Source organism: Amycolatopsis balhimycina FH 1894, from assembly GCF_000384295.1.
Taxonomy (GTDB): domain Bacteria; phylum Actinomycetota; class Actinomycetes; order Mycobacteriales; family Pseudonocardiaceae; genus Amycolatopsis; species Amycolatopsis balhimycina.
The window spans coordinates 2,501,806-2,523,922 of record NZ_KB913037.1 but is presented as its reverse complement, the minus strand read 5'-3'; the positions used below and the strand labels follow the sequence as shown (position 1 = coordinate 2,523,922).

The 22,117-nt window shown below is 63.3% G+C and carries 20 protein-coding genes; 11 read left to right on the top strand and 9 right to left on the bottom strand.

Annotated elements, in window-relative coordinates; all coding sequences use genetic code 11:
- Window positions 1-74: 74 nt before the first annotated feature.
- Window positions 75-755 carry a hypothetical protein gene (locus tag A3CE_RS0110605; protein ID WP_125592503.1) on the top strand — a complete coding sequence of 227 codons (681 nt, stop codon included), beginning with the start codon at window positions 75-77 and terminating at the stop codon, window positions 753-755.
- Between the two features lie 51 nt (window positions 756-806).
- Here the strand turns inward: A3CE_RS0110605 and A3CE_RS56395 are convergent, their stop codons facing one another.
- The 3 genes from A3CE_RS56395 to A3CE_RS0110595 all read right to left on the bottom strand — a co-directional run bounded on the left by A3CE_RS56395 (window position 807) and on the right by A3CE_RS0110595 (window position 2,592).
- Window positions 807-1,256 carry a hypothetical protein gene (locus A3CE_RS56395; protein WP_125592501.1) on the bottom strand — a complete coding sequence of 150 codons (450 nt, stop codon included), beginning with the start codon at window positions 1,254-1,256 and terminating at the stop codon, window positions 807-809.
- Between the two features lie 91 nt (window positions 1,257-1,347).
- Entirely contained in the window at window positions 1,348-1,896 is a 549-nt protein-coding gene (locus A3CE_RS0110600; RefSeq protein WP_026468352.1) for a hypothetical protein, read from the bottom strand.
- Between the two features lie 57 nt (window positions 1,897-1,953).
- On the bottom strand, window positions 1,954-2,592 hold the full coding sequence (locus tag A3CE_RS0110595; protein ID WP_125592498.1) for a hypothetical protein: 639 nt from the start codon (window positions 2,590-2,592) through the stop codon (window positions 1,954-1,956).
- Window positions 2,593-2,748: 156 nt separating this feature from the next.
- On the opposite strand from A3CE_RS0110595, the gene A3CE_RS0110590 reads away from it, so the two are divergent.
- Window positions 2,749-3,243, top strand: coding sequence for a phage portal protein (locus A3CE_RS0110590; protein WP_245589789.1), 495 nt, complete (start codon window positions 2,749-2,751; stop codon window positions 3,241-3,243).
- A 1,281-nt stretch (window positions 3,244-4,524) separates the two neighbouring features.
- Window positions 4,525-4,842, top strand: a complete 318-nt coding sequence (locus tag A3CE_RS59825; protein WP_211231906.1) for an IS110 family transposase — start codon at window positions 4,525-4,527, stop codon at window positions 4,840-4,842.
- A gap of 61 nt (window positions 4,843-4,903) precedes the next feature.
- Here A3CE_RS59825 and A3CE_RS0110580 read toward each other — a convergent pair whose 3' ends face one another.
- From A3CE_RS0110580 to A3CE_RS0110560, 5 genes are all read right to left on the bottom strand, one after another.
- Window positions 4,904-6,658 carry a recombinase family protein gene (locus tag A3CE_RS0110580; protein WP_020640054.1) on the bottom strand — a complete coding sequence of 585 codons (1,755 nt, stop codon included), beginning with the start codon at window positions 6,656-6,658 and terminating at the stop codon, window positions 4,904-4,906.
- Between the two features lie 150 nt (window positions 6,659-6,808).
- The gene (locus A3CE_RS56390; protein WP_020640053.1) at window positions 6,809-8,944 is read right to left on the bottom strand and encodes an FtsK/SpoIIIE domain-containing protein; all 2,136 of its coding nucleotides are present in this window, start codon (window positions 8,942-8,944) and stop codon (window positions 6,809-6,811) included.
- Window positions 8,937-9,629, bottom strand: coding sequence for a hypothetical protein (locus A3CE_RS0110570; RefSeq protein WP_020640052.1), 693 nt, complete (start codon window positions 9,627-9,629; stop codon window positions 8,937-8,939). The genes A3CE_RS56390 and A3CE_RS0110570 overlap by 8 nt, the downstream gene beginning before the upstream one ends.
- Window positions 9,626-9,955, bottom strand: a complete 330-nt coding sequence (locus A3CE_RS0110565; RefSeq protein ID WP_020640051.1) for a hypothetical protein — start codon at window positions 9,953-9,955, stop codon at window positions 9,626-9,628. The genes A3CE_RS0110570 and A3CE_RS0110565 overlap by 4 nt, the downstream gene beginning before the upstream one ends.
- Window positions 9,952-10,284 carry a WhiB family transcriptional regulator gene (locus A3CE_RS0110560; RefSeq protein WP_020640050.1) on the bottom strand — a complete coding sequence of 111 codons (333 nt, stop codon included), beginning with the start codon at window positions 10,282-10,284 and terminating at the stop codon, window positions 9,952-9,954. The genes A3CE_RS0110565 and A3CE_RS0110560 overlap by 4 nt, the downstream gene beginning before the upstream one ends.
- A 331-nt stretch (window positions 10,285-10,615) precedes the next feature.
- Here A3CE_RS0110560 and A3CE_RS0110555 point away from each other — a divergent pair, with 331 nt between their 5' ends.
- The 3 genes from A3CE_RS0110555 (at window position 10,616) to A3CE_RS0110545 (ending at window position 13,014) form a co-directional block, all read left to right on the top strand.
- Window positions 10,616-10,996, top strand: a complete 381-nt coding sequence (locus A3CE_RS0110555; protein WP_020640049.1) for a helix-turn-helix domain-containing protein — start codon at window positions 10,616-10,618, stop codon at window positions 10,994-10,996.
- A 123-nt stretch (window positions 10,997-11,119) separates the two neighbouring features.
- The gene (locus A3CE_RS0110550) at window positions 11,120-12,667 is read left to right on the top strand and encodes a helix-turn-helix domain-containing protein (protein ID WP_043790790.1); all 1,548 of its coding nucleotides are present in this window, start codon (window positions 11,120-11,122) and stop codon (window positions 12,665-12,667) included.
- Window positions 12,664-13,014, top strand: coding sequence for a cupin domain-containing protein (locus A3CE_RS0110545; RefSeq protein WP_020640047.1), 351 nt, complete (start codon window positions 12,664-12,666; stop codon window positions 13,012-13,014). The genes A3CE_RS0110550 and A3CE_RS0110545 overlap by 4 nt, the downstream gene beginning before the upstream one ends.
- On the opposite strand, the gene A3CE_RS0110540 is transcribed toward A3CE_RS0110545, so the two are convergent.
- A complete protein-coding gene (locus A3CE_RS0110540; protein WP_084641475.1) occupies window positions 13,003-14,472 on the bottom strand; it encodes a helix-turn-helix domain-containing protein in 1,470 nt (489 codons plus the stop codon). The two genes, A3CE_RS0110545 and A3CE_RS0110540, sit on opposite strands and share 12 nt — an antisense overlap.
- Before the next feature lie 167 nt (window positions 14,473-14,639).
- On the opposite strand from A3CE_RS0110540, the gene A3CE_RS0110535 reads away from it, so the two are divergent.
- From A3CE_RS0110535 to A3CE_RS56385, 5 genes are all read left to right on the top strand, one after another.
- Entirely contained in the window at window positions 14,640-15,089 is a 450-nt protein-coding gene (locus A3CE_RS0110535) for a hypothetical protein (RefSeq protein WP_125592497.1), read from the top strand.
- The gene (locus A3CE_RS0110530) at window positions 15,086-15,331 is read left to right on the top strand and encodes a hypothetical protein (protein ID WP_020640044.1); all 246 of its coding nucleotides are present in this window, start codon (window positions 15,086-15,088) and stop codon (window positions 15,329-15,331) included. Before A3CE_RS0110535 ends, A3CE_RS0110530 begins: the two co-directional genes overlap by 4 nt.
- Entirely contained in the window at window positions 15,328-15,687 is a 360-nt protein-coding gene (locus A3CE_RS0110525; RefSeq protein ID WP_020640043.1) for a hypothetical protein, read from the top strand. The genes A3CE_RS0110530 and A3CE_RS0110525 overlap by 4 nt, the downstream gene beginning before the upstream one ends.
- 414 nt (window positions 15,688-16,101) lie before the next feature.
- Window positions 16,102-17,211 carry an IS630 family transposase gene (locus tag A3CE_RS0110520; RefSeq protein WP_043790789.1) on the top strand — a complete coding sequence of 370 codons (1,110 nt, stop codon included), beginning with the start codon at window positions 16,102-16,104 and terminating at the stop codon, window positions 17,209-17,211.
- A gap of 95 nt (window positions 17,212-17,306) precedes the next feature.
- Entirely contained in the window at window positions 17,307-21,935 is a 4,629-nt protein-coding gene (locus A3CE_RS56385; RefSeq protein WP_125592561.1) for an NACHT domain-containing protein, read from the top strand.
- Window positions 21,936-22,117 lie beyond the last annotated feature (182 nt).

Genomic DNA, 22,117 nt, shown 5'->3' with positions numbered 1-22,117 from the left:
ATAGGCGTGCGGCGATAGCTACCAGGCTCAGGCGGGCACGGCAACGTTTCGAGTGCGCGATGCGATCATCACATGTGGATCTTTTTTGGGATTGGCTCAACAACGCCATGGACGCTGGTGACTGGATCGCCGCCGGCGCCGCTCTCATCGCGGTCGTCGGTGCGTCGATCACGTTCTGGCAGGCGCGAGAGGCGAAAAAATCTCGCAGGGCTGCCGAAGATCAGGCCGGGTCTTCCCGTGTCGCAGCCATTGCCGCTGAAGGTCAGGCCGCGATTGCCAAGGAGCACCTGGATCTGGCGCGAGCCGAGCGGGCCGACCGGGAGCGGCTCGACGAGCGCGAAGCCGTGGTCGATCTGCTTCGTACGGCGCTGCACTATGCCGGGATATTCGAAGGACTTCTCATGTTCTTAGGCGTAGTCTCCGACACCGTCGAGCAGGCGAACTCTCAGACGTTCGATGCCTATTTGGCCGCAAAGAGGGAATTTGATCGAGCGATGGTCCTGGCTCGGTTGGCTATCGTCACACCGTCCTTGAGAGAACAACTCGTTCGAATCAAGTCGGCCTTGGACGCTGCCGAGCAGCCGACGCAGGCGTTCAGTAGTTGCTCTCGTGACGCTCGAGGACACGCGCCGATGCAGGTGATCCTCGACGGTCAGACGGCTGCGAGGACGGTCGCGGCGGCGATCCAGGCATTCGAGGAATCCGCGATACGAGCCTTCTCGCCGAGCCTGGCTACGCAGTCGGAGACCCCGTGACGGTGCGCCGTCGGCTACGGGCGGAGACAACGGACGACGTGCTCGCGTAACCTACGCCGGCCACTGCGCACCCTGTCGCGACTTGCCTTGGCTGACCGCCTGCCGATCGCTCGATCGCAATGCGGGTGCTCGGGTGGGCGTAGGCTTTGTCTGCGAGGACCCGCCCGACCCCACTCGCTGCCCGTAGACGTCGATGTCGATGTCGTGAACGTCGTCGACCAGCGGCAGCGTCGCGGGTCGCCGGCCGGGCCGGGTGTGAGGACTACTGCCAGCGGCAGGCCTGCTGTGTTGACGGCCAGGTGAAGCTTTGGTGGTCAGTTCTCCGCGGGAGCATCCGAGGCATTCGCCGTCGACCGGGAGGGCTTCGATCCAGTCCGCACAGCCCCCTTTTTTCCGAGCACCGGCCGCGTGCTGGTGGGCCCGCACACTCGTGGAGTCGACGCTGACCACGAACGCGGCGTTGTCCTCCAGCGTCCCGAGCGAGTCGTCTTCGACGATCATGTGCTCCAGGATCCGGTCCCATGTCCCGTCCGTGGTCCACTTGCGCAGCTGCTCATGCGCGGTCCTGGCAGATGATCGTGCTGGGCTGATCTCAGCCGTAGTTGTCCCACTGCGCCGCAGCGCTCTTCGGATCGATCGACAGTTCGGCTCGCATATGGCTGAGCAGCTCGTAGTACGCATCGAGTGGAACATCCTCCGCGGTCACCTTGCCAACCGACGTCACCGAGGGCGCATCAGCGCAGAGATCGGTGATTGTGTCGCGGTAGAGCCACATGATGCCGTCGCATTTGTCTCGCAGGTCACGCGAGGCAACGAGGTAAAGTTGCGCCGCTCGCGGCCTGATGCGTTCGCCCAGGTGTTTGAGCTGGGCGGCAACGTCCGATGAAGGCGGCTCATCCTCGCTGATCAACTTGTCGACTGCGTGGTGAAGTACCTCGGCCCACTCGTGGAACACCTCGATGAAGCTGGCGAAGATCCGCATCTTGTCGGCGTGAAGAGTTTTCCGCTCGTCGTCCAGCGCCTGGATCAGTAGACGTTTGTTCTGACTTCGGTTGTTCACGACGTTGCCGATCACCACGCCGACAATGCCCAGTACGGCTACGCCCAGCGGGATCCAAATCGAAACCTGACCTGATGGCATCAGGCCAACCTAGGCCACCACGGGGGCACCGTCGATGCTGGGCTGTCAACCACGTCATTACTGACCAGGGGGTAGTACTGCTGTCTGGGCGCTCTCTTCGGATGAAATGAGCACGTCCACACGAACAAGTTCGACAACCGAGGCCCGCGACTTCTCAAGCTTGTCCAGCATTTCGCGAAACTTTGTGTTGTGCACCTCGCCACCCTCTGTGGCGGTTTGGTAAGCGTGCGCCATCGCCCACGTGGCGCGGACTGCGTCCTGCATGATCTCGTCGTCGATTTCCTGCTTGATCTTCTGGGATCCGATGATCTCAAGCCGGTTCGACGACGACTTGAGACTCGCAAGACACTCGATGAGCTTGGAGACTGCCGCGCCAGGCATCCCATTGCCCTCGGAGGCCACGAACGGCTCAGCGCTTTCCTGCCATGCATCGAACGCGTCGAGGAAGCTCTGATAAGCGACGACCCGCTCTGACCGCCATTCCGACTGCGCCGTGTGAGTCAGCTGGCGAGCCAGCTTCTCCAGGTCGTGTTCATGGCGTTCACGGTCGCGGTCGGCTTCACGCGACCATCGGACGTCTTCTCGCTGGCGTTCGCGTTCCCACCGGCGATCCTCGCGCTTCGACGCGATGATCTGCCCGCCCCAACTGCCCGCCAACGCGCCAACGAAGCCTAAGAGTGCTGCCCACCAGGTCATGGCCACGAGCGTAGGCGCGGTGAGACTCGTGCTCACCTCCACACACGACCTCACCCCAGATCAGTGGATCGCCCGACTTACCCGCTCGCACAACGTGCAGATCCCGGCACTGGAGAAGCTGGACGCTATTACGAGGGTGAGCAGTCGGTGTCCTACATGCACCCCGAGCTGCTGCGACGGCTGGATCAGCGGGTTCGCCAGGTCGTGGTCAACTGGCCGGAGCGGGTCGTCGACGCCTTCGACGAGTGCCTCGATGTGACTGGGTTCCGGCTCGGCGGGGAACAGGCCGCCGATTGGGAACTGTGGCGGATCTGGCGGGCGAACCGGCTCGGTCTGCACTCCTGTCGGGCGCATGTGGACGCGTTGACGTTGGGCCGGTCGTTCGCGATCGTCGGCACCAACGAATGCAACCCCGCCACCCCGCTGGTCACCGTCGAGTCGCCGTCGGACGTGCACGTCGAGCTGGACCCGCGCACGCGTGAGGTGCGGGCGGCGTTGAAGTGGCAGCGCTCCGGCGAGGGCGACGGGGGCCATATCAACCTGTTGGGCCGGTACTCGTTCCTGCCGCCCGCCGACGTCGCCGGCGGCTCGCGGCCGCTGCGCGACCCGGACGCTGCGCAGGAGGAGACCGACGAGGACGAGCTCAAGTAGGGGTCGAGGAGCAGGAAAACGGTGGACGGCGCCAAGCACCGGGCCGTCAGCATGATCGCGTCGGATGACACTATACCGAATCAGGGCATCGGCCTGCGCCAGGTCCGTGCACGTTACGCCGATCGGTCGAAATATTTGTGGAAACCGGTCTTAATTGGCGGATGGCGAGGATGATTCCGCTGCACCTTATCTCCACGGAAGAAGGACCTAACATGAGTACTCGGAGAACAAGATCTGTCGCTGCAGTCGGCGTTACTCTTGCCACTGTCCTGGGCTCAATTGTCGTCACAGCCTCGCCAGCAGCGGCCATTCCGCTGAACTGCGCCGCCGCGGTGGCGTCAAACGGCGTAGGCAGCGCCTGGTGTTCCAACGGCACAGGAGAGGTCCGAGTCTCGATCGGATGCGAACGTTGGGGCTGGTGGCAGACGGTCTACGGTCCCTGGGTCAACATCAACGCCGCCGACGGGGCATCGCATGCAAGCTGCCCGTTCACCTGGGGCATTCGTTGGGCAGGAGTCGGCGGCCGGCGCTGAACGAGAATAACCCGCGGCCGGGAAACTCGTGTAGAATTGTCTATCGCCATGAGGTCACTTCCGGCCGTGGGTATGGCCAACTCCGGTAATTCCATCCTGGCTAGAAATAGGCGCTTTCCGGCGCGAACGGCGAACCAGGGCTCGTCAAGGTAGCCAATTACTTGAAACAAAGGTTGTCCGTTGTCGCCGGACCGGTCGCGGCCCCGGTATCGCGGTGACCGTTTTGTCTACGCGAATCGCTCGGCGACGGAGTTTGGCGGCGCGGTCGCCGCTGGAGCGCTGCTTGCACATGATCGAGTCCTGTTCTCAGTCGGTGTGGTCGGTGGTCGCGTCGGCGGGGGTGTCCCTAATGACTGCCGAACGAGTTGGCGGGGTGCCCGTGCCGAGCCGTCTGATCTGGCAGCTGGTGTTCCTGCCGCTTGTTCGGGCGCCTGGGCCGGACGTGCTCGGTGGACGTCTTGGGTGTCCCAGGGCTTGTGAGACCTCCTGATAGAGCGGCGCGACCGGCGTGTCCGCGTCCCACCCGTTCATCTGATCGGGCAGTTTGTTCGTCGTCCGAGCCCGTTCGCGCGTAGGGCACCTCAGTGACCGGGAACCCGTCGAGACCGGTGCCCGCGGATCGCTGGGATCGCGAACGGCTCAATCGGAGGTCAGGCCGCAGAGCCTCATCATTAGGGTTCCGCGCGTTCTCATCAGAGACTCTGACCAGCGCAAACAGCTAGTCTGAGGAGTTCAGAGTGAAGGGGTTCTGCGGGATCGACTGGCCGAGGCCCATCACGAAGTCGCCCTGGTCGACGCCGAGGGTGCCCTGGTATCCAAGCGCCGCATCGACGACTCCGCCGAGGGCTTCGCCGATCTGCTGGCCATGCACACCGACGCCGGTGACACAGCAGCTGATCCGATCCCGGTGGCGATCGAGACCTCGGGCGGCCTGTTGGTCGCCGGCCTGCGCCAGACCGGGCGACAGGTCTACTCGATCAACCCGATGGCGGCGGCTCGTTATCGCGAGCGACACAGCCTTCGACGAGCGACAGTAGTCCACGGGCGGCTCGTGCGAGCGCCGTGACTCTGCGCTACCATGACTGCATGATCTCCCCAAACACGGGAGATATCCCACGTATGGGGGTTCAAGTCCCCCCTCGGACACACGCACTATCTACACCTGGGCTGGTCGTCGCGTAGACGGCTAGCTCTTTTGGTTCGTAGCGTAGCTCCAGGTTCAGCGCGCGGTACAGGCGGCTCAGGCCGGCCGTGGTTCCGTCGGCCAGCGTTCCGCATACGTCGCCGAGCTGATCAATCCTCGCGTAGACCTCAGCTGTCGACACGCTCGTGTCTGCCGGAAGACTCTCGATCTGGGCTTTCGCGGTGGCTCGTTCGGCCTGTGCCTGGTTGATCGGGTCGACGAGTGCTTCGGGCTCGACCCCGGCCGCTATGGCGGCCTGATACCGCTGAAGCCTCGCCTCCGCGTCCGCCAGCCTGTTTCTCACCGCGTCCAACGCACCACCGCCGGCCTGATTGCCGTCCGACCCGAGTAGCGCGGCCGCCGTCCGGTCGCGGTTGTCCGGGTGGAACAGCTCGTGAAGCCATCCGCTGAGCGCCTCGACGACCACGCCTTCGCGCAAGTTGACCGTCTTCGGATGATCCGCCAGCGTTAGTGAGCCGGGCGCCATGGTCCGCGAAGTACAGCGGTAGTAGGCGCCCTTGCGGATCGTGGCGCCTTGCATCTTCCGGCCGCAAATTCCACATCGGACCAGCCCGCGCAGGAGGTAGGACCGCGCGGTCTTCCGGGCGCCTCGCTCGGCTTTGCGCGCCGTCTTCAATCCGCCCGCCGACTTCGACCGACGCAAAAGCTGTACCTGCGTGAAGGTCTCCACGGACACGATCGCCGGATGCGCCTGCTCACGCGACCGTACGATCCGGTCCGGCGCCGCGCGCTTGAACCGCACCACGTGGCCCGCGGCGACGTCTTCTGGGTCGAGCAACGTCTCATGTTTCGTCCAGCGCCCGAAGATCGCGTAGCCGGTGTATCGCGGGTTGTCCAGGATCGCCCGCACCGAACTGCCTTGCCAGCCGTCCGCGAGCCGGTGCCGGTTCTGGTCCGGCCGATGCGCGGATGGACAGGGAATGCCGTCCCGGTTGAGCAGGTTGGCGATCGCGCGGTCGCCGTTTCCGTCCAGGTACTCGGCGAAGATTCGCCGCACAACGTCCGCCGTCGTCTCGTCGATCGCCAGCACCCGCAGCTTGAGCCCTTCCGCAGCTTTCCGCGGGTTCGGATGCGGACCGCTGTCGACGACGACGTAGCCGTACGGCGCCCGGCCGCCCTGGTGCCGCCCTTCGTTGATCACCTGGGCGTCCATCGCGGCGCGGACGCGCGCCTGAACATGCTGCCGCTCGGACTCGCTCATTCCGCCGAGCACGCTCATCAGCATCTTGTGGGACGGGTTCCGTGGGTCGTACTTCCCGCCCAGTTCCGGCACCCACAGATCAACCCCGTAGGCGGCGAACTTCGGCGCGATAAGCGAGAACTGGTTGCCGAACCAACACCGCGTGCCCTCGCCGACGACGATCGCATCCCATCCGCGGTGCGGATTCTTCAACTCGGCGAGCAGCCGCGCGCCTTCGGTTCGTCGTTCCCACGGGACGGACCGTGACTGCCCGACGTCGAAGAACTCCGCCACGATCTGCCCGCCGAGTGGCTCGACGAATTTGCGCGCGTTCCCGAACTGCCAGCCGCGGGAGGTCTCCGGGTCCTGGTTGTCCTCGGTCGAGCACCGGCCGTAGCCCGCCAGGTTCCCCATCCCGTCGTCTGTCACGTCGGCGACCTCAAGGCCCAGGATGTCATCCAGCGTTGCCCACGGATCGCTGATGATTTCAGCTGTCACGATTCACCTCCTCCGCCGGCACGTCCAGTACCGGCACCTCAGTAACCTCGATCAGAACGGCCAGCAGTGCACGCGCGACCGCAGGCGTCAGCTCAGGCAATCCCGCAGGTAGGATAACCCGGGTCTGCGGCTCTTCGGAACGAGCGGCGCTCAAGGTCGGCCGTCCTCGTCAGTCGCGCCGGTGTCAGTGGTTACGCGACCGATGGCGCTCCTGATTTCAGCCGTCAAGTACCCGCGTACCTGTCGAATCTCGCCGTCCTCGCCGGTCACACGGTCTCGCGTCGGCCGGCATCCCAGGTCGGTCATCTCTTGAGCGAACGTCTTCCGGTCGATCTCCAGGGCGCCCAGCAGCTCAGCCGTGGGCACGAACTCCCGGCCATCCGGGCCCAGGTCGTCGCCCAGGTAGTCGACGAGCGACGCGAGCGGTTCAGGCAGCTCACCCTGCGCCGGAACTGCGTCAACGGGATGACTTGCACCGATTGCCTTGACTGCCGCAGCGCGGTCGAGCACTGGCGTGGTGTTCTGCCCGGCCGCGTGCCCGGTCAGTGTCTCGGCCGCCTCGCGCAGCGCCCGGCCCTGCTCACAGATAGTCCGCCAGTCCTCGTTCGGCATGTAGTAGGTCCGGACCGTCATCGCCAGCACGTCGGCGCCGGCCGCCGTGTCGCCGTCCGGTCGCAGGATGCCCACGCCCTTGTGCGAGGGCAGTAGGCGGCTGGAGTCGAATCCGCGCGTGTTCATCTGCTCGCCGAGCACGATGTTCGAGTCGCGCCAGTCCATCACCCGCAGCGCGAACCGCGACCCAAGCACCGCCCGCAGCCCGGACGGGATCGTCTTCGAGTCAGGCCGCTGCGTCGCGAGCACGAGCACGATCCCCGCGGCCGGTCCCTTCTTCGCCAGCCACGTCAACAGCTCGCCGACGTACTCACCCGCAGGAAGCTTCTTTCCTTGCACGTCAACGGGTGTGCGATCTTCCAAGGGAACTTGGACCTCATCGATGAAGATCGCCGTAATCGGCATGTCCAGCGCCTTGTCGCGGGACATCTCGGGCGTGACCTTCGACTCCGGGCACGTCAGGTCGTCCAGATCGCGCATCCGTCGGAAGCGCGTCTGAACCTCGCCGACCAGCTCAATCAACCAGTCCACGAGGGCCAGGACGTGTTCGGGCTCGTCTCCGGACATGAACCGGTGAGCCACCAGGCCGGCTGCATCCCAGTCTTTCCCGGCCTTGAAGTCCGCCACGTACAGCCGCACCCACGCGTCCAAAATGAGTCCAGCCGCTGCGAGCCGTGCGGCAAACGTCTTACCCTGCCGTGGAATTGCGCCGACCAGCAGCGACGTCCACACCAGCGGAAGGTCGATCCGCCGGTCTCGCGCGTCCCGTCCGAACGGAATCGGCCGCCACGCGTCCCACTGTGCCACCCCGAGCAGCGGCGTCCGCAACGGTGGCGAGCTGTACGGGTCTTCGTCGGCCACCCACATCGACACCCGCCCGGCGTGTCCGCCATTGCCCCGGACGCGCTCCACGATGAGCTGCACCTCATCGACGGCAAGTGCCGACGCGAGCGCGTCCCGGTTCTTGACCACGTCGGCCGCCTTGCGGGTGGCGGGGAGATCGACGATGACTGCCCAGCCGTCTCCGACGCGCGTCGCACGTTCGACGAGCCGCAATGTCTCGTCCTTGCCGATCAGCTTCGCGTCGCGGAACGCGTCCACCAGGACTTGCGGGTCCATCGTCCACGTCAACGTCCGTGGCCCGGCGAGCGCTGGCTTGCGCCCAGGACTGCCGTCCTTCCTACGCCCGAGGATCGCGAGCGCCACTGAGGCAGCAGCTCCGCCGATCCACAAAGGATCGGTTTCGTAGACGAGATTGACGATGACGACCGCCATAGCCGTTACGACCACGACGGCACCGGTGACCTTCCACCGGAACAACGTCAGCGCGCGAATCTCGGTGAACTTGTCGGCAAGCTTCTCGGACTCCTCGGCGGCCGTTCGGTAGTCCCGGACTGTCACCCAACCGCGCCACCACCGAGCGCCAACCACGACACCGCGCACCACGGCACCGAGGAACCGCAACGGCGACAGCACGAGCCACACCACGGCATCCTTGAGCGCTTGCCTCGCCTGAGGCTTGCTTTTGAGCCACAACGGGACTCGCGGCGAGTGCAGCCACCACAACACGAAGCGATTCCTCTTCGGTGCGCGCGGGCGCGGCTGCGGCAACGTGTCGTCGACCAGTTCTCCGTCGAGCACAGGATCGGCCTTGACCGGCAGCGAATCAGTCATGGGCCACCTCCGCCCGTAGCGCCCGCGCCAGCCGGGGTGACAGGCCACGTGAGCACCCGGTTGCCCGCCGCACCCACGCCGGCGTGATCTCGACGTCCGGCGTCCACATCTCCCGAGCAATGGCGAGATAGTCGGCGAACAGCACGCGCCGCCCGCCGGTCTCCTGCTGAACGGGACGCCGTTCAGCAGCCACCAGCACGGCATCGGTGAGCTTGTCCCGCAGGTCGGTGATCGCCTCGACAGCGACGAACACGACGAGCGGCGGCACCGAGTGGAGCACGATCGAGGCGGCTTCCCCGGCCGCGAACGACGTCCAGGTGTTCATGACGTACGTAGCCGCGAGCGTGAACCACTTCGCCCGCCGCACCCACGCGCCCGTCTTGACCTGGTACCGCGCGGTGACCTGCTCCGCCCGAAGGATCGCCAGCAGGACGAGCGAGACGGTCGGGTCCAGCACCCACGCGGCTAGCCACGGCAGCGACCCCGGCCGGGTGCCGGCCGACGCGAAGCCCTGCACGTTGGTCATCGTGAAGGCCAGCCCGAGCACGATCCCGGACCAGCACATCCAGTCGACCTGCCGCCGCACGCGCTCGATCCGCAGCGCGACGACGTCCGGATCGGTCTGATAGGCGCGCACCTCGGCGGCCTCGGCCGCGTCCTGCGCGAGCCGTTGCGCCCGGTTCATCGTCGACCACCCCGCTTCGAGGTGTCGACGGTGGTCACGGTCATGGCGCGAGTCAGCGCGTAGGACGCGAACAGCGCGGGCAGCCCGAGCACGGCGAGCAGCAGCCACGGGCTACCCGGGTGAGCGATGACCACCCACTGGACGGCGACGATCAACCCGGCGTTGAACAGCACGCGCCCGGCCAACGACATGATCCGGGCGCCGCTCCGAGCAGCTTCGGCGGCGGCCTTCGCCCGGCGAGCACCGGCCCGCCAGACCCAGAACAGGACGATCAGCACGCCGACACCGGCGAGGATCTGCGTGGGCGTCACGGTGAGTCCGTTCATCGCGCACCCCGATCGAACCGCTCACCACGCCGCAGCCAGAGCGGGTGAAGCGCGCGCCGGTCGTCGTCGCTCATCGCGCCCCAGACGCCGACTGTGTCAACGCCGGCCGTCCGAAGCTCCAGTTCAAGGCACTCGTCCTGGACCGGGCAGCCGCCGCACAACAGCTTGGCGAACTCGCGGTCATCGCGAGCGTCCGGCGGACCAGCCTCCGATGGCGTCATGCAGGCTCCATCGCTGGTAACAACATCGCGCAGGACATCCGTAGGCACCCAGCGCAGACGATCGAGCCGCCATGTGATGCCGATCAGCCAGAGGTCGTCGGCTTCCATGCCGCACCTCCGTCCTGAAGGGCCCTGGTCAGCTCGGCGGACGACACGCGCAGCCCGGAGCGGCAGAGGGTGGCGCGAAGCATGCCGGTCCGGATCGCCCGACTGACGGCGTTGCGGGAGACGCCGAGAATCCACGCGGACTCGGGAATGGTGTGAAAGGTCGTTTTGGCGTTCATAAGAGAACCAATCTGATGATTTCAAGACTATGTTGTTGATTTCAGCTCTAAGTCGGACATGTTTGCCCGACGCGCCGCAGCCAATGCGCTATGCGGCGCGGAGAAAGCTCGACGAACCGCTAATCTCGGCGCTGAGGCGGAGCGCGGAGGAATACGTGACGGAGGACTGGGCGGCAGTCGCCAAGGCGATCAACATGCGCGTGAACGAACTCGGCTGGCGACAACGCGAGCTGGCCGAGCGGTCGCACGTGTCGCAGGCGATCGTGCGCGAGCTCCAGCACCACACGGTGGAGCGCCGCCGAAGCGCGCGGACGCTCGAAGCCCTGTCCACGACCCTGGGCTGGCATCCGCAACATCTGCTGGCCGTGCTGCAGAACCGCACGCCGCCGCACCCGGACGAGCCGGCCGACGACGGTCATGAACTGTGGTCCCGGTTGGACGCACTCGAACAGCGCCTGGCCGAGATCACCGACCGGCTGGAGGACGTCCAAACGAGCCTTGCAACCGTGGTCGAGCACGTGAAGCCGAAGCGTTAGCGACTGGGTGAGCGAGGTGTTTTCCATGCCTCTAATTCAAGGCCGGAACGGCGTCGCAACCCATGCACAAGCACCGCAGGACCACTGCACAACCACCGCAGATCAGCGACATTCGGGAGCGCGATGAGTCCGGCCGGGGGATGGACGGGACGAACAGCGGTCGCATTGCAGTCGGCATTGCGGCTCAGTCAAGAGCGGTTCGCCGAACACCTCGGAATCAGCGCGCGCACGGTCGCGTCCTGGCACAAGAAGCCGGATCTCCGGCCACAGTCGGAAATGCAACAGGTCCTGGACACCGCCCATGAAAGGGCATCGGAGGCCGAGCGCGCCCGCTTCGCCGAGCTGATCGGCGAGGGGCCGACCGTCGACACGACGGAGGCCGACCAGCGGCTTGCCGCAGACCCCCACATCGGCGCGGCTCTCGAATGGCTCGACCGGCACGCCCACTGGACGCCTGGCAGCGCGCGCCGCGCCGTCGCCGAGCGAGTCGCGAGCGTCGACGTCCAAGACCTGCACGACCGCGGCACGCGACGCGGTTGGGTCAGTCAACGCGACGTCGCGGAAGCGCTGGCCACCTACTACGGCAACCAGCTCGACGACCACGGCCTGTACACCGCGCGATGCGGCGAGCTGGCCATGAACACCAGCGTCTTGACCTGCGAAGGCTGGCTGGACCTGGACTGCGAACTGCGCCCGCCGCACGATCGTTTCCGCGTTCCGAGCGCGCAGCCTGAAGCCGACTTGGACCTGGACGACCACGCCGCCGGCCGCGCTGTTCAGCGGCTCGCCGAGACGCTGTCCATGAACACCCGGCTGACAGACAGCCCGATCTACCGCCTGACGAGCACGGACATCCGTGAACACCAGCTTGGCGGGACGTTCGGCATGTCCCAGTTCGTGCACTACGCGTTGACGGTCGACCTGCTCGAAGGCGAACTGGTCGACGCCGTGGCCACCGGCCCGAACGTCATGCCGCTGCGAGACCGCTATTTGCCGGATCTCCGGTCGGTGCTCGACGTCGGCGACCGCCTGTGTGCAGGTGGCGTGCTCGCGCTCACCGCGATCGCCCGGCCTGCCGACCCGTACCGCGGCGAGGCGGACTACCTGCTCTTGGTCCAGGAGCGGTCTGGCCACGTACTCAACGCCGCGCGCCGGCTCGCGGTGATCCCAAAGGGCTTCCACCAGCCGCTCACCGACGTTCGTCGAGACGTGCAGGTCGGCATGACGCTCCGCCGTGAGATGGAAGAGGAGCTGTTCGGCCGCCCGGACATCGACAACACCCTGGGCGACATGCTGGCCGCCGACCCGCTGCACCCGACCAAGCTCACCGAGCCGATGAGCTGGCTCTTGGCGGAGCCCGGCCGCCTGCGGATGGAGTGCACCGGGTTCGGCCTGAACCTCGTGAGCGGGAACTACGAGTTCGCCAGCCTGATCCTCATTGATGACGAAGAATTCTGGGCACGCTACGGGGGAGTGGTCGAAGCAAACTGGGAATCCGCGACTCTTCGTCAGTATTCGACTACCGATGCGGAACTCGTCACCGAGTTGCTGGGTGATGTAGCGTGGAGCAACGAAGGATTGTTCGCCATGGCGCAAGGACTCCGACGCCTTGCGCAAATCGGCGGAGAACGTGTGAAACTGCCCGAGATTGAATGGGAGATCAGCCAGTGAGCGACGGTTGGACCGCCGGCAATGCCAACGACGACGCGGCCGACACCCGCGGCTGGCTGGTCGGTCACTTCATCGACCCGTCGCAGGGCGTTCGCGCCTCCAAGGACGTGGAAGTCAAGTGGGCCAACCACCCTGCGGGCGATAAGCGTCCTGAATGGACATCCGACGATCAGAGGACCACGCTCGTGATGCTCGTCTCCGGGGAGTTCCGCGTCGAAGTCACCGGCGGCGGCAAGATCATGAATCGGCAGGGTGATTACGTGATGTGGGGTCCAGGCGTCGACCATTCCTGGGAAGCATTGGCGGATTCGGTGGTCCTCACCGTCCGCTGGCCGTCAGCAACCTAATTCGACGGCGGGAATTCGCACTCGGTCGCCGCCGATCTCGGCGAGCCGACGCAAGCCCTGGAGAAATGCGAACAACCCCTCATTGCTCCAGGTTTCGTCGCCGGTCAGCTCGCTGATCAAGTCGCCGTCGAGCGTCGAGTACTGCCGCAGCCCGGCCGCCTCCCAGTTCGCTTCGACGTCGCCGCCGAACCGTGGCCAGAACTCCTCATCCTCGATCACGACCAGGCTGGCGAACTCGTAGTTCCCGCTGACCAGGTTGAACCCGAACCCGGTGCACTCGATCCGTAGCCGGCCGGGCTGCTCGGCGAGCCACCGCATCGGAGCAGACAGCCTGCTCGGGTGCATCGGGTCGGCGGCGCGCTGCGTTCCAGCCGTCCGGTCGACGTCGACCCGCCCGAACAGCTCTTCTTCCAGTTCGCGTCGCAGCGTGGCCCCGATCCGCGCGTCGGCACGGTGGTTGGCAAGGGGTGCGTGGAAGCTCTTCGGGATCACGGCCAGCCTGCGCGCGGCGTTCAGCACGCGCCCCGACCGCTCCTGGACCAGGAGTAGGTAGTCCGCCCCACCGCGGTACGGGTCGGCCGGCCGGGCGATCGCCGTCAAGGCGAGGACTCCACCGGCGCACAGCCGTCCTTGAAGGTCGAGCACAGCAGGTAGATCGGGCAGGTACCGGTCCCGGAGCGGCATCCGGTCGCGACCGGCCGCCAGGCTCTCAAGTAGCTCACGTTCGAGAAGGTCAACACTCAGCGCGTACTCGACGAACGGCACCACACTGACCTTGCCGCCGACCATTCCCGGCCGAACCTGCACGTCCGTGAGCCGGTAGAGCGGCACGTCGGCGATACGTACGTCATGGGTCGCGGCCTCAGCCAGCCTGCGAACCGCGGCCGCTGCGTCGAGCTGCTCGCGCGACGCCTCGCCGTCGGCCGACAACGCCAGCTGGTCGCCCTCGAACGTCAACGGGCAAGCCAAATCCAGCCACTCCCGCCGCGTCAGGACACTGGTCGCGACTCGAACCGGACCGCATCGCGCGGCGTACTGCGCGTGACCTGAAACCGAATCGCCGTAGTAGCTCGCCAGGGTCTCAGCCACGAGACTCCGCCCGGCCGTAGCTCCACCACGCGATCTCGCCGGCGCGGCCGCTGTGACTCGTGTGCGCGTGGTCCCCGGCGGCCACCCGATGCGCCGATCCAACCAGGCGAACGCAGGTTCAAGCTCCGACCGGAGCAACGGTGCTTCCCGGGGCAGGCGCAGGCCGATCAGCTCGCGCAGCTCGTCGGCGGAGCGGCCGAGCACCTTGGCCAGCTTCGGCCACTGGTAGGGCAGCGGTGCGTACTCACCGGCTTCCCATCGGATGACGGTGGATCGGTCGACGGACATCACCTCGGCGAGCTTCTCCTGAGTCAGTCCGGCCGCCTTGCGAGCTGAAACAAGCTCCTCGCGCCGACGAACGCTGACCATCCGAACACCTCGCTCTGCTGACAGTGATCACAGCCTAGCAGGCATATCACCTGGTAGAGCTTGCGACTGCCACATCTCCGCCCCGAAACACCGACGTTTGCGCTCTGGGTGTGGGCGGGTCCTCCGGCTTGGATGATTTCAACACATCCGACGACCAGGGGGCGAACGTGACCAGCGGCGAACGCGGCTCGCGGCCTTCGCGCTTGTACGTGACCTGGCACCGCAGCGTGGCCGACAACCTGGACCACGCCGTCACCGACGAACACCTCGCCGACGGCGTCGCACTCCAGACGGGCCGCTACTACTCGCTGTGCGGCCGCGAAGTGCCGTTTGACTCCTGCCTGGTGCCTCCGGGCCGTCGGTGCGGCGCATGCAACGTGCTGGTCCGGCTTCGCTCGACTCCGCCGACGACCGAACGCACGTGCCACAGGAAGCCGTCGCGCTGGCGTCGCCTGTTCGGCCGTCTCCAGACTCCGGCCGTCCTGCCGCCGCACCCGCCTCAACGCGTGCGGCTCATTCCTGAGCAGAGCGGCCGGACCACGACGTCGGCGGGAACGGGCGGCACCCCGACCGCGCCCGTTCCCGCCGATCACCACGCCCGGCGAGGCGCCCGATGACGATTCGCCTGGTCATCGCGCGCCCGTTGCCCGGCACGGTTGGCGAGTCTCGCCGCGTCGTCCACGTGTTCCCGGTCCCGACAGAGGAGACCACGCCGGAGCGTCTGATCGCGTACTGCGGCGAAACCTTCGGGCCCGGTGAGCTTGAGCTGCTGGAACGCCCGCTTGGCATGCCCTGCGTGACCTGCCTCCACCGTGCACCCACCCCAGAAAGTGCGGAACAGCCGGCGATCGAGCAATGACGTCAAGTCCGCGGCCGATCGTGCCGGCCTTCCAACGCGAGCTGGACCCGCTGCTGCTTCTGCCGGTGCGGCTGTTCATCGCATGCCTGCTGGCCGACATGCGCTGGTGCGACGATGTGGCTGTCCAGGGCGTGTTGCGTCTGAGCGAACGGAGGTTCGATCCACACGTCGAGCGGCTGCGCGCCGCTGGGTACGTGGAGGCCCGAACCGAAGGACGTCGCGTAAGGCTCCGGCTCACAAGACTCGGGCTCGACCGGCTGACCGAGCACGTGATCGCTCTCGACAGGGTCGCGGCCACGGCCGCTGAACTCGTCACCGTGCAGCGCGCAGCACTACGTCCGCCCGACAATCTGTGACGGCTGCTCCGCCGACGCTTACAGCCTGCACGGGGGCCTGTAGTGACCGCTGTGACGGGTTCGAACACGCCCGTCACAGCCGTCACAGGCAATGTTTCCGCAGGTCGATCGGCATTCGACACTGTCACAGCATGTGTGACGGCGTGACGGCTCGCGAGACGGGTTGTGACGGCCAATTCGTGACCGTTTGAAGTAGCCAACGGACCGCAACGTCGGCCTGGCGCTCCGGCGAGCCGACGGACAAGCCCGGCTTGCTGCCTTGACCTGCCGCTAAGCTGGGCCAGCGTGCTGCTAGGCCAGTTCGGAGCAGCGGACCGGCCGCGGTGATCCACGAGGCAACGTTACCTATCAGGCCGCCTTCCACAGGAGCGGGCCCTAGTGGTGTGTCGGTGATTTGTCGCGGTAGGGTTGGTTATGGCGATCATTACAGCCGCGCCACTGTCGATGTCGGACACCCAGCGGACTGAGCTGACGAAGATGGCGTCTTCGTCGGTCCTGCCCTATCGGCAGGTGATACAGGCCAAAGCGTTGCTGTGGGCCGGTGATGGAGTCGCGAACGAGGAGATCGCGCGGCGCTGCGAGGTCGACTCCGACACCGTGCGGCGCTGGCGGAAACGGTTCACTGAGAACGGCACCGACGGAGTCGGGGTAATCGCGAAAGGCCGAGGCCGCAAACCCTCGCTCCCACCCGGCACCGTGGCCGAAGTGCTGCGCCTGACCTTTCACGAACGCCCCGAAGACGGATCGACACACTGGAGCACCCGCACCCTGGCCGCACGGATGGGGATCGGCAAGGACACCGTGGCGAAGATCTGGGCCGACCACAACCTCAAGCCGTGGAAGGTCGACACCTTCAAGATCAGCAACGACCCGCAGTTCGAGGAGAAACTCCTCGACGTCGTCGGGCTCTACCTCAACCCGCCGGCCAGGGTGGTGGTGTTCAGCTACGACGAGAAAACCCAATGCCAGGCACTCGACCGCACCCAGCCGTCGCTGCCGATGACACCCGGACGGGCCGGGACCATGACGCATGACTACAAACGTCATGGCACCATCGACCTGTTCGCGGCGATGAACATCGCCACCGGCGAAGTCGTCACCGACCTGCACAAAGGCCACGCCGGCGCCGATGTCCTGCGGTTTTTCAAGCAGATCGACAAAACCGTTCCCCGCGGGCTCGGTGTCCACGTGGTCCTGGACAACCTCTCCGCCCACTCCACCCCGGCCATCATGAAGTGGCTGGGACACCGCGACCGTCGCCGCTGGCATCTTCACTTCACTCCGACGTCGAGTTCCTGGCTCAACATCGTCGAGCGCTGGTTCAAAGAACTCACCGACAAACGCCTCCGCCGAGGCGTGTTCACCAGCGTCGCCGACCTCACCACCGCGATCACCACCTGGGCCGAACACTGGAACAAGGACCCGAAGCCCTTCATCTGGAAAGCCACCGCCGAACAGATCATCACGAAGGTCCAACGCGGACGAGACACCCTCAACCAGATCAAAACACAGACAGACCACTAGGAGTGGCCGCTGTCGTACGCGGACACGTGATGGGCCGCGAGCGGTGTCCCGCGAGTCATCCTCAGCTTTGTGCCGCGCAGAGGGATACTCGATTCATGGCGACACGTGAGACTGCGATGGTGGCTGTAGCTCCGCGCTGGTTGCGCATCCGCGATGACACCATCCAAGACGACACACCTTTCGAACTGGACGAGGATGGCTTTCTTGCCCAGCCGGAAGACTCGGCGCCGCTTTCGGCCGGTCAACTCATCCGGCCTCGCATGGCGGTTGGCCGAGGAGCTTTGGTACTCCTTGGCGAACCTGGTTCAGGTAAGACAACCACTTTCAAGGACATCATCGGTGATCGCCTGACTGGCGCAGATGAAGACACTGCTACACCGGAAGCGGTCTGGGTCGATGGCAACGACATACGAAGTATCGAGGATTTTCGCGACTTCCTTGCGGTTCACCTCGATTCTCTCCCTGTGAAGAGCCAAAAGGTCGCGCCTCTGCCGTCGCGGCTCACAATCGTCCTGGATCAGCTGGACGAGAGTCCGTTTATCAGGTCCATTCCGAAGCGGCTTGACCTGGCCCTTCGGGGGCGCGACACTCGTTCGCTGACCTTCCTGATTGCATGTCGCACGGCAGACTACCCGAGTTCGTTGACGAAGATATTGGATAACGTCACGAGCGGGTGCCTGGTTGCCGACTTGGCTCCCCTGACAAAGCAGGACGTCGTCAGTTTGATGACTGATAGCGAAGTTGATCCGGATAAATTTGTTGAGTTTGTTATTGCGAATCAGGTCGGACCGCTCGCAAGTATTCCTTTGACACTCAGGATGCTTGCCGACTCTTATCGCGAGGACGCCGGCAAGTCGATTGTGACTTCACATGAGCTGTTCAAGAGAAGCGTGCTCCGCCTTGCTGACGAGCATGGTCGCGATCGTGAAAGCCGTGGGCCACTCGGCTCCACGGCGGAGCAGCGGGTAATAATAGCCAGCAGGGCTGCCGCTCGTGTAGTACTAGCCGGCCAACGAACAATTTTTCGAGGAGCCGCGTCCGAGGCTGGTCAGTTCGACGTAGCGGAAGGGAGTATTTCTGGTGGAGTCGAGATTGCCGGCGGCGGCGAATTTCAGGTAACTGCAACGTTGGTGGCTGAATCCCTTGCAACTGGGCTCTTTACTTCTGCCGGAAAGGATCGAGTTGCATTCGTGCATTCTTCCATCGCTGCGTACTTGGCAGCCTGCTACCTAGCAAATAGGTCACATGACGACTTTGGCAATATGAAGAAGCAATTGGGAGGCGTGTTTTTAGTTGCTGCTCCCGATGAAGAATCGGCCAGTATTCCAATCCATCTTCGTGAGACGGCGGCCTGGTTGCTTGAGTGTGCGCCAGCAGAAACCTTGTGGCTGGGGAGGACTGATCCGCAAGGGATAATAGCTCATAGTGGATATATCAATAGTCCTCGTACTCGTCAAGTCTTAGTGGCGGAGCTACTCGATCGCGCGGCAGAAGTCGAGCTGACCGGTAATTTATGGTTCTCGACGCGGTGGCAGCTATACTACCCGGGACTTGCTGATCAGTTGAGGCCGGTTCTTCAGCATGCGGCAAGTAATCCATCTGCTGAGTGGTCGGAGTTCGCCCGGGCACGACTTGCAATTCGGCTCGCCCGGGATTCTGTGGTACCCGCCTTGGCGGAAGACCTACTCAAAATCGTGGATCAACCAGGTTGGCCAGCTGGGTTAAGGCAACGTGCCGCTAGTGCAGCGTACGAAGCCTCATCAACCGTCGCTGCTCCGCGGCTCAAAGAGATTCTTTCAAGCTTGAACGTTGCTAGCGGCGACATCGCCGAACGCGAGCTCATGGGAACTATTTTCTCCTTGCTCTGGCCGAACGAGCTGGCGTTAGCGGATGTGCTACCACATATCTCATGGTCGAGTGACTCCTCGCGAACTCTATACAGATGGGAGGTAAATAAGTTCCCACGTCTCTTGCGCGAGGAGGATATCACTTCGTTGCTGGCGCATATCAACGATGCTATTGAAGGTGGCGCTAAGATTATCGATGTAGATCAGTTTGCTGAATTCGATTCGGAACCGATAGAGCCAGTCACATTTCAAGTTGCTGTAGCAGACTTGTCGATCGAACTCATAGATGCAGTTGTTGACCGAACCTTGCGGTCGCCCAACGCGTTGGATTATCTATCGCAACTTGCGCCGATACTCATAAATCGACTCATGGCGGACGATCAGGTAAATATGCCTATGGCGATTGACCTGGTCGATCAGGAATCTCTGGAACCAATTAGTGTGCGCACGCTTCGCTACGCACTGGCGGAGCATCTAGTGCGCGAACGATTGACCCGATCTGGAGTTTTTAATCGCAGCGATGCACTGATGATTGCACTAGACTGGGAGGCAGATAATCCCATTTTGGGATACCGCGTGGAGGATGTGCCAGAGAATTTGCAGCGGGCCGGTCGGGCGCGCCTCGTGGACGGCCGCGACTTTAGACGCGGACTACAACGAGTTGACACGCTTAGAGGTGAGGGAAGTGTCGAGCTTGCTCAAGCATTGGGGCAACTATACTGCAGCGTTGTAGAAATGTTTGACATGGAGACTTTCGAGCTGGGCTACACGCGCCGGGAAACGCCCGAGTGGGAGCATCTGAAGTGGTTCTATGAAGGAATCAGAATTGACAGTCAACTAGCTGATTCATTGCGAATGAGTCGAGTCAAGAAGACTGCATGGGAGCACGCCGAAAAATTTGCTGAAGGCCAACGTCGGTTGCTTAACGATGCAGCGTCCGGGGAACTGGATCAGTTCTGGAAGTTTATCTACCAGCTTGGTGTAGACCCCTCAACTGGCCGGTTCGTATATGAGTTGATGAACAAGAGTGATCTTCGCGAATTTCCCGGCACGAACCTCTGGGAGCCGGTCGAGTTTGAAGAAAAAATGATCTTAGCATGTATTGGGTATCTTTCGTCGAAATCTGATGTGCGCGAAAGTTGGCTAGGAACTCGAAGTACCGATCGACGTGCAGTGGCAGGGTATCTGTCGGCTCATTTTCTCGCCTCGAAGGGCCTCCTCGGAAGTGTCGCTGTTGAACGCTGGCGGTCGTGGGTGGGTGCAATAATTGATCACGTTCGGTTCTTGGATGATATCGAGAAAAGCCCGATCTCTTTTGACTTGCTGCGGCATTGCGCGCAACATGCCGGTGAAGAAACTAGGGTTGCAATAATCCAGTATGTGCGCACTTGTCTAACCAGGGGTGACGCACCATTGGGGCTTAAGAGCTTATGTCCGGCATTGAGTGCGGATACAGCCACTTCTTTGATCTCTTTGTCGGATGAAATTCGCGAGGTGATGAAGGGCTGGGATGGAACAGAAATCGGGACGTTTGTCGGTGTCCCTGTCGAGGACGAAGTAGTCGTCACTGAGGGGCCGGTGCGAGTCCCGTACACCAAGGAAGGCAGCCACGCTGCGACCATGGCCTGGGTATCCCTTATGCGTTTGGCGGTTTTGTCGCAAGAAGAAGTCGCAATAGACTCTCTGGAAAGGACGTTTAGTTCGTCGCATGGAGTCGATGGCTATATCTCTTGGGTGGCTGAGGCTGGCCGGCTTCTTTTGCAAACTGACCCCGAGGTATATTGGGATCGCGTCTATTCAAGAACGCGTGCTGATCCTGGCCTAGCTAGGAAGTTGGCGGAGGCATGCGCGAGAAGCTACTCATCTAAGCAGTTTATTGAAGAACTTTCCTCAACTCGATTGTATGAGGCGTTCAACTGGATCTCGTCGGTGGCTTCTCCGGATGCTGAGGTGTATAAACTTGGTGTCCATGCGCCTTTGCCTGACCATGAACTGCACGACTGGAGAAACTCTATACTATCTGCGTTGGTTGAACGAGGCGATTCAGAGGCTGTCCGGCAGATTCGCCGAATCTCGGTAACGCACAATGACAACTTGAGAATTCAGTCCGCGCTACTCGAAGCGCGCAAGCGAGCGCAGGCGAACGCCGTCGTCACCCTCACGTCGGACGAAGTTATAGAGCTTCTGTCAGATAAGTCTCGCCGAGTGGTTAATACGGAATTTCAGCTTGCGGAAGTTGTCATTGAGGCGATTTCAGATATAGGTCAAATGTTGGGTGGTCATGACTATCTGCTGTGGGACGGAGAGCGTGATGAAAATGCCAGCGTATCTCGACGAGGAGCACATCGTCCTCTAAAGTGGCGACCCAAGCCTGAGGGTACTCTAGCTGCCTATCTTGCCAATCAGTTGACCCTGAGGCTGGCTAATCGACGTGTGTTGGTCAATCGTGAGGTGGTAGTTCGTCCTACTGGTCCAGGCGACGCCGGCGAGCGTCCAGATTTGCTCGTCGAAGCTTTCATTGAATCTCGCTATATATCGAAAGAAGAGACGGCAACACTGCTGCGTGTACCAGTTGAAATCAAAGGTTCTTGGCATCACGCTGTCCGGACTGCGCAATATAGTCAGCTTGCGAATCGATATCTTCGATACCTGAGGTCGGATGTCGGCATTTACGTGATCGGACTCTTTTCGGTTGAGTTGTGGGATGCTGACGATGGGGCGAGAAAGAAAAGGGCTGCTGGGGTGGGCTCTCCCTTGGCTCTGCAAGGGGAGTTGGAGGGCCAGGCGGCTGAAATACTGCGCGTCACGGGAAAGCGTACGCTTCCGTATGTGCTTTCGATCGGAAGGGGAGTTTCTCCATCTGACAAAGATTACTGATGATGCATAGGACTACTGTCGTGGTACACTTCTGCGCGGCCGACTCATGACAGATCGAGACGAGTGAGTAGTGTGCACCGTCTACACTCGATGCTTCCATCGAAACCCCTAGGTGACGTCAAATTGGCGTCAATCCGCGAGTCGAGGCTAATTTGATGCAAGGATCTGCGGCGCCCTGGATT

What these genes read in the sequence shown, in the direction of transcription:
- A3CE_RS56395 (WP_125592501.1), bottom strand. Translation starts at nt 1,256, where the DNA reads ATGATCGTCGAAGACGACTCGCTCGGGACGCTGGAGGACAACGCCGCG.
- A3CE_RS0110600 (WP_026468352.1), bottom strand. Translation starts at nt 1,896, where the DNA reads ATGCCATCAGGTCAGGTTTCGATTTGGATCCCGCTGGGCGTAGCCGTA.
- A3CE_RS0110595 (WP_125592498.1), bottom strand. Translation starts at nt 2,592, where the DNA reads ATGACCTGGTGGGCAGCACTCTTAGGCTTCGTTGGCGCGTTGGCGGGC.
- A3CE_RS0110590 (WP_245589789.1), top strand. Translation starts at nt 2,749, where the DNA reads ATGCACCCCGAGCTGCTGCGACGGCTGGATCAGCGGGTTCGCCAGGTC.
- A3CE_RS56390 (WP_020640053.1), bottom strand. Translation starts at nt 8,944, where the DNA reads ATGACTGATTCGCTGCCGGTCAAGGCCGATCCTGTGCTCGACGGAGAA.
- A3CE_RS0110570 (WP_020640052.1), bottom strand. Translation starts at nt 9,629, where the DNA reads ATGAACCGGGCGCAACGGCTCGCGCAGGACGCGGCCGAGGCCGCCGAG.
- A3CE_RS0110565 (WP_020640051.1), bottom strand. Translation starts at nt 9,955, where the DNA reads ATGAACGGACTCACCGTGACGCCCACGCAGATCCTCGCCGGTGTCGGC.
- A3CE_RS0110560 (WP_020640050.1), bottom strand. Translation starts at nt 10,284, where the DNA reads ATGGAAGCCGACGACCTCTGGCTGATCGGCATCACATGGCGGCTCGAT.
- A3CE_RS0110550 (WP_043790790.1), top strand. Translation starts at nt 11,120, where the DNA reads ATGAGTCCGGCCGGGGGATGGACGGGACGAACAGCGGTCGCATTGCAG.
- A3CE_RS0110540 (WP_084641475.1), bottom strand. Translation starts at nt 14,472, where the DNA reads ATGGTCAGCGTTCGTCGGCGCGAGGAGCTTGTTTCAGCTCGCAAGGCG.
- A3CE_RS0110530 (WP_020640044.1), top strand. Translation starts at nt 15,086, where the DNA reads ATGACGATTCGCCTGGTCATCGCGCGCCCGTTGCCCGGCACGGTTGGC.
- A3CE_RS0110525 (WP_020640043.1), top strand. Translation starts at nt 15,328, where the DNA reads ATGACGTCAAGTCCGCGGCCGATCGTGCCGGCCTTCCAACGCGAGCTG.
- A3CE_RS0110520 (WP_043790789.1), top strand. Translation starts at nt 16,102, where the DNA reads ATGGCGATCATTACAGCCGCGCCACTGTCGATGTCGGACACCCAGCGG.
- A3CE_RS56385 (WP_125592561.1), top strand. Translation starts at nt 17,307, where the DNA reads ATGGCGACACGTGAGACTGCGATGGTGGCTGTAGCTCCGCGCTGGTTG.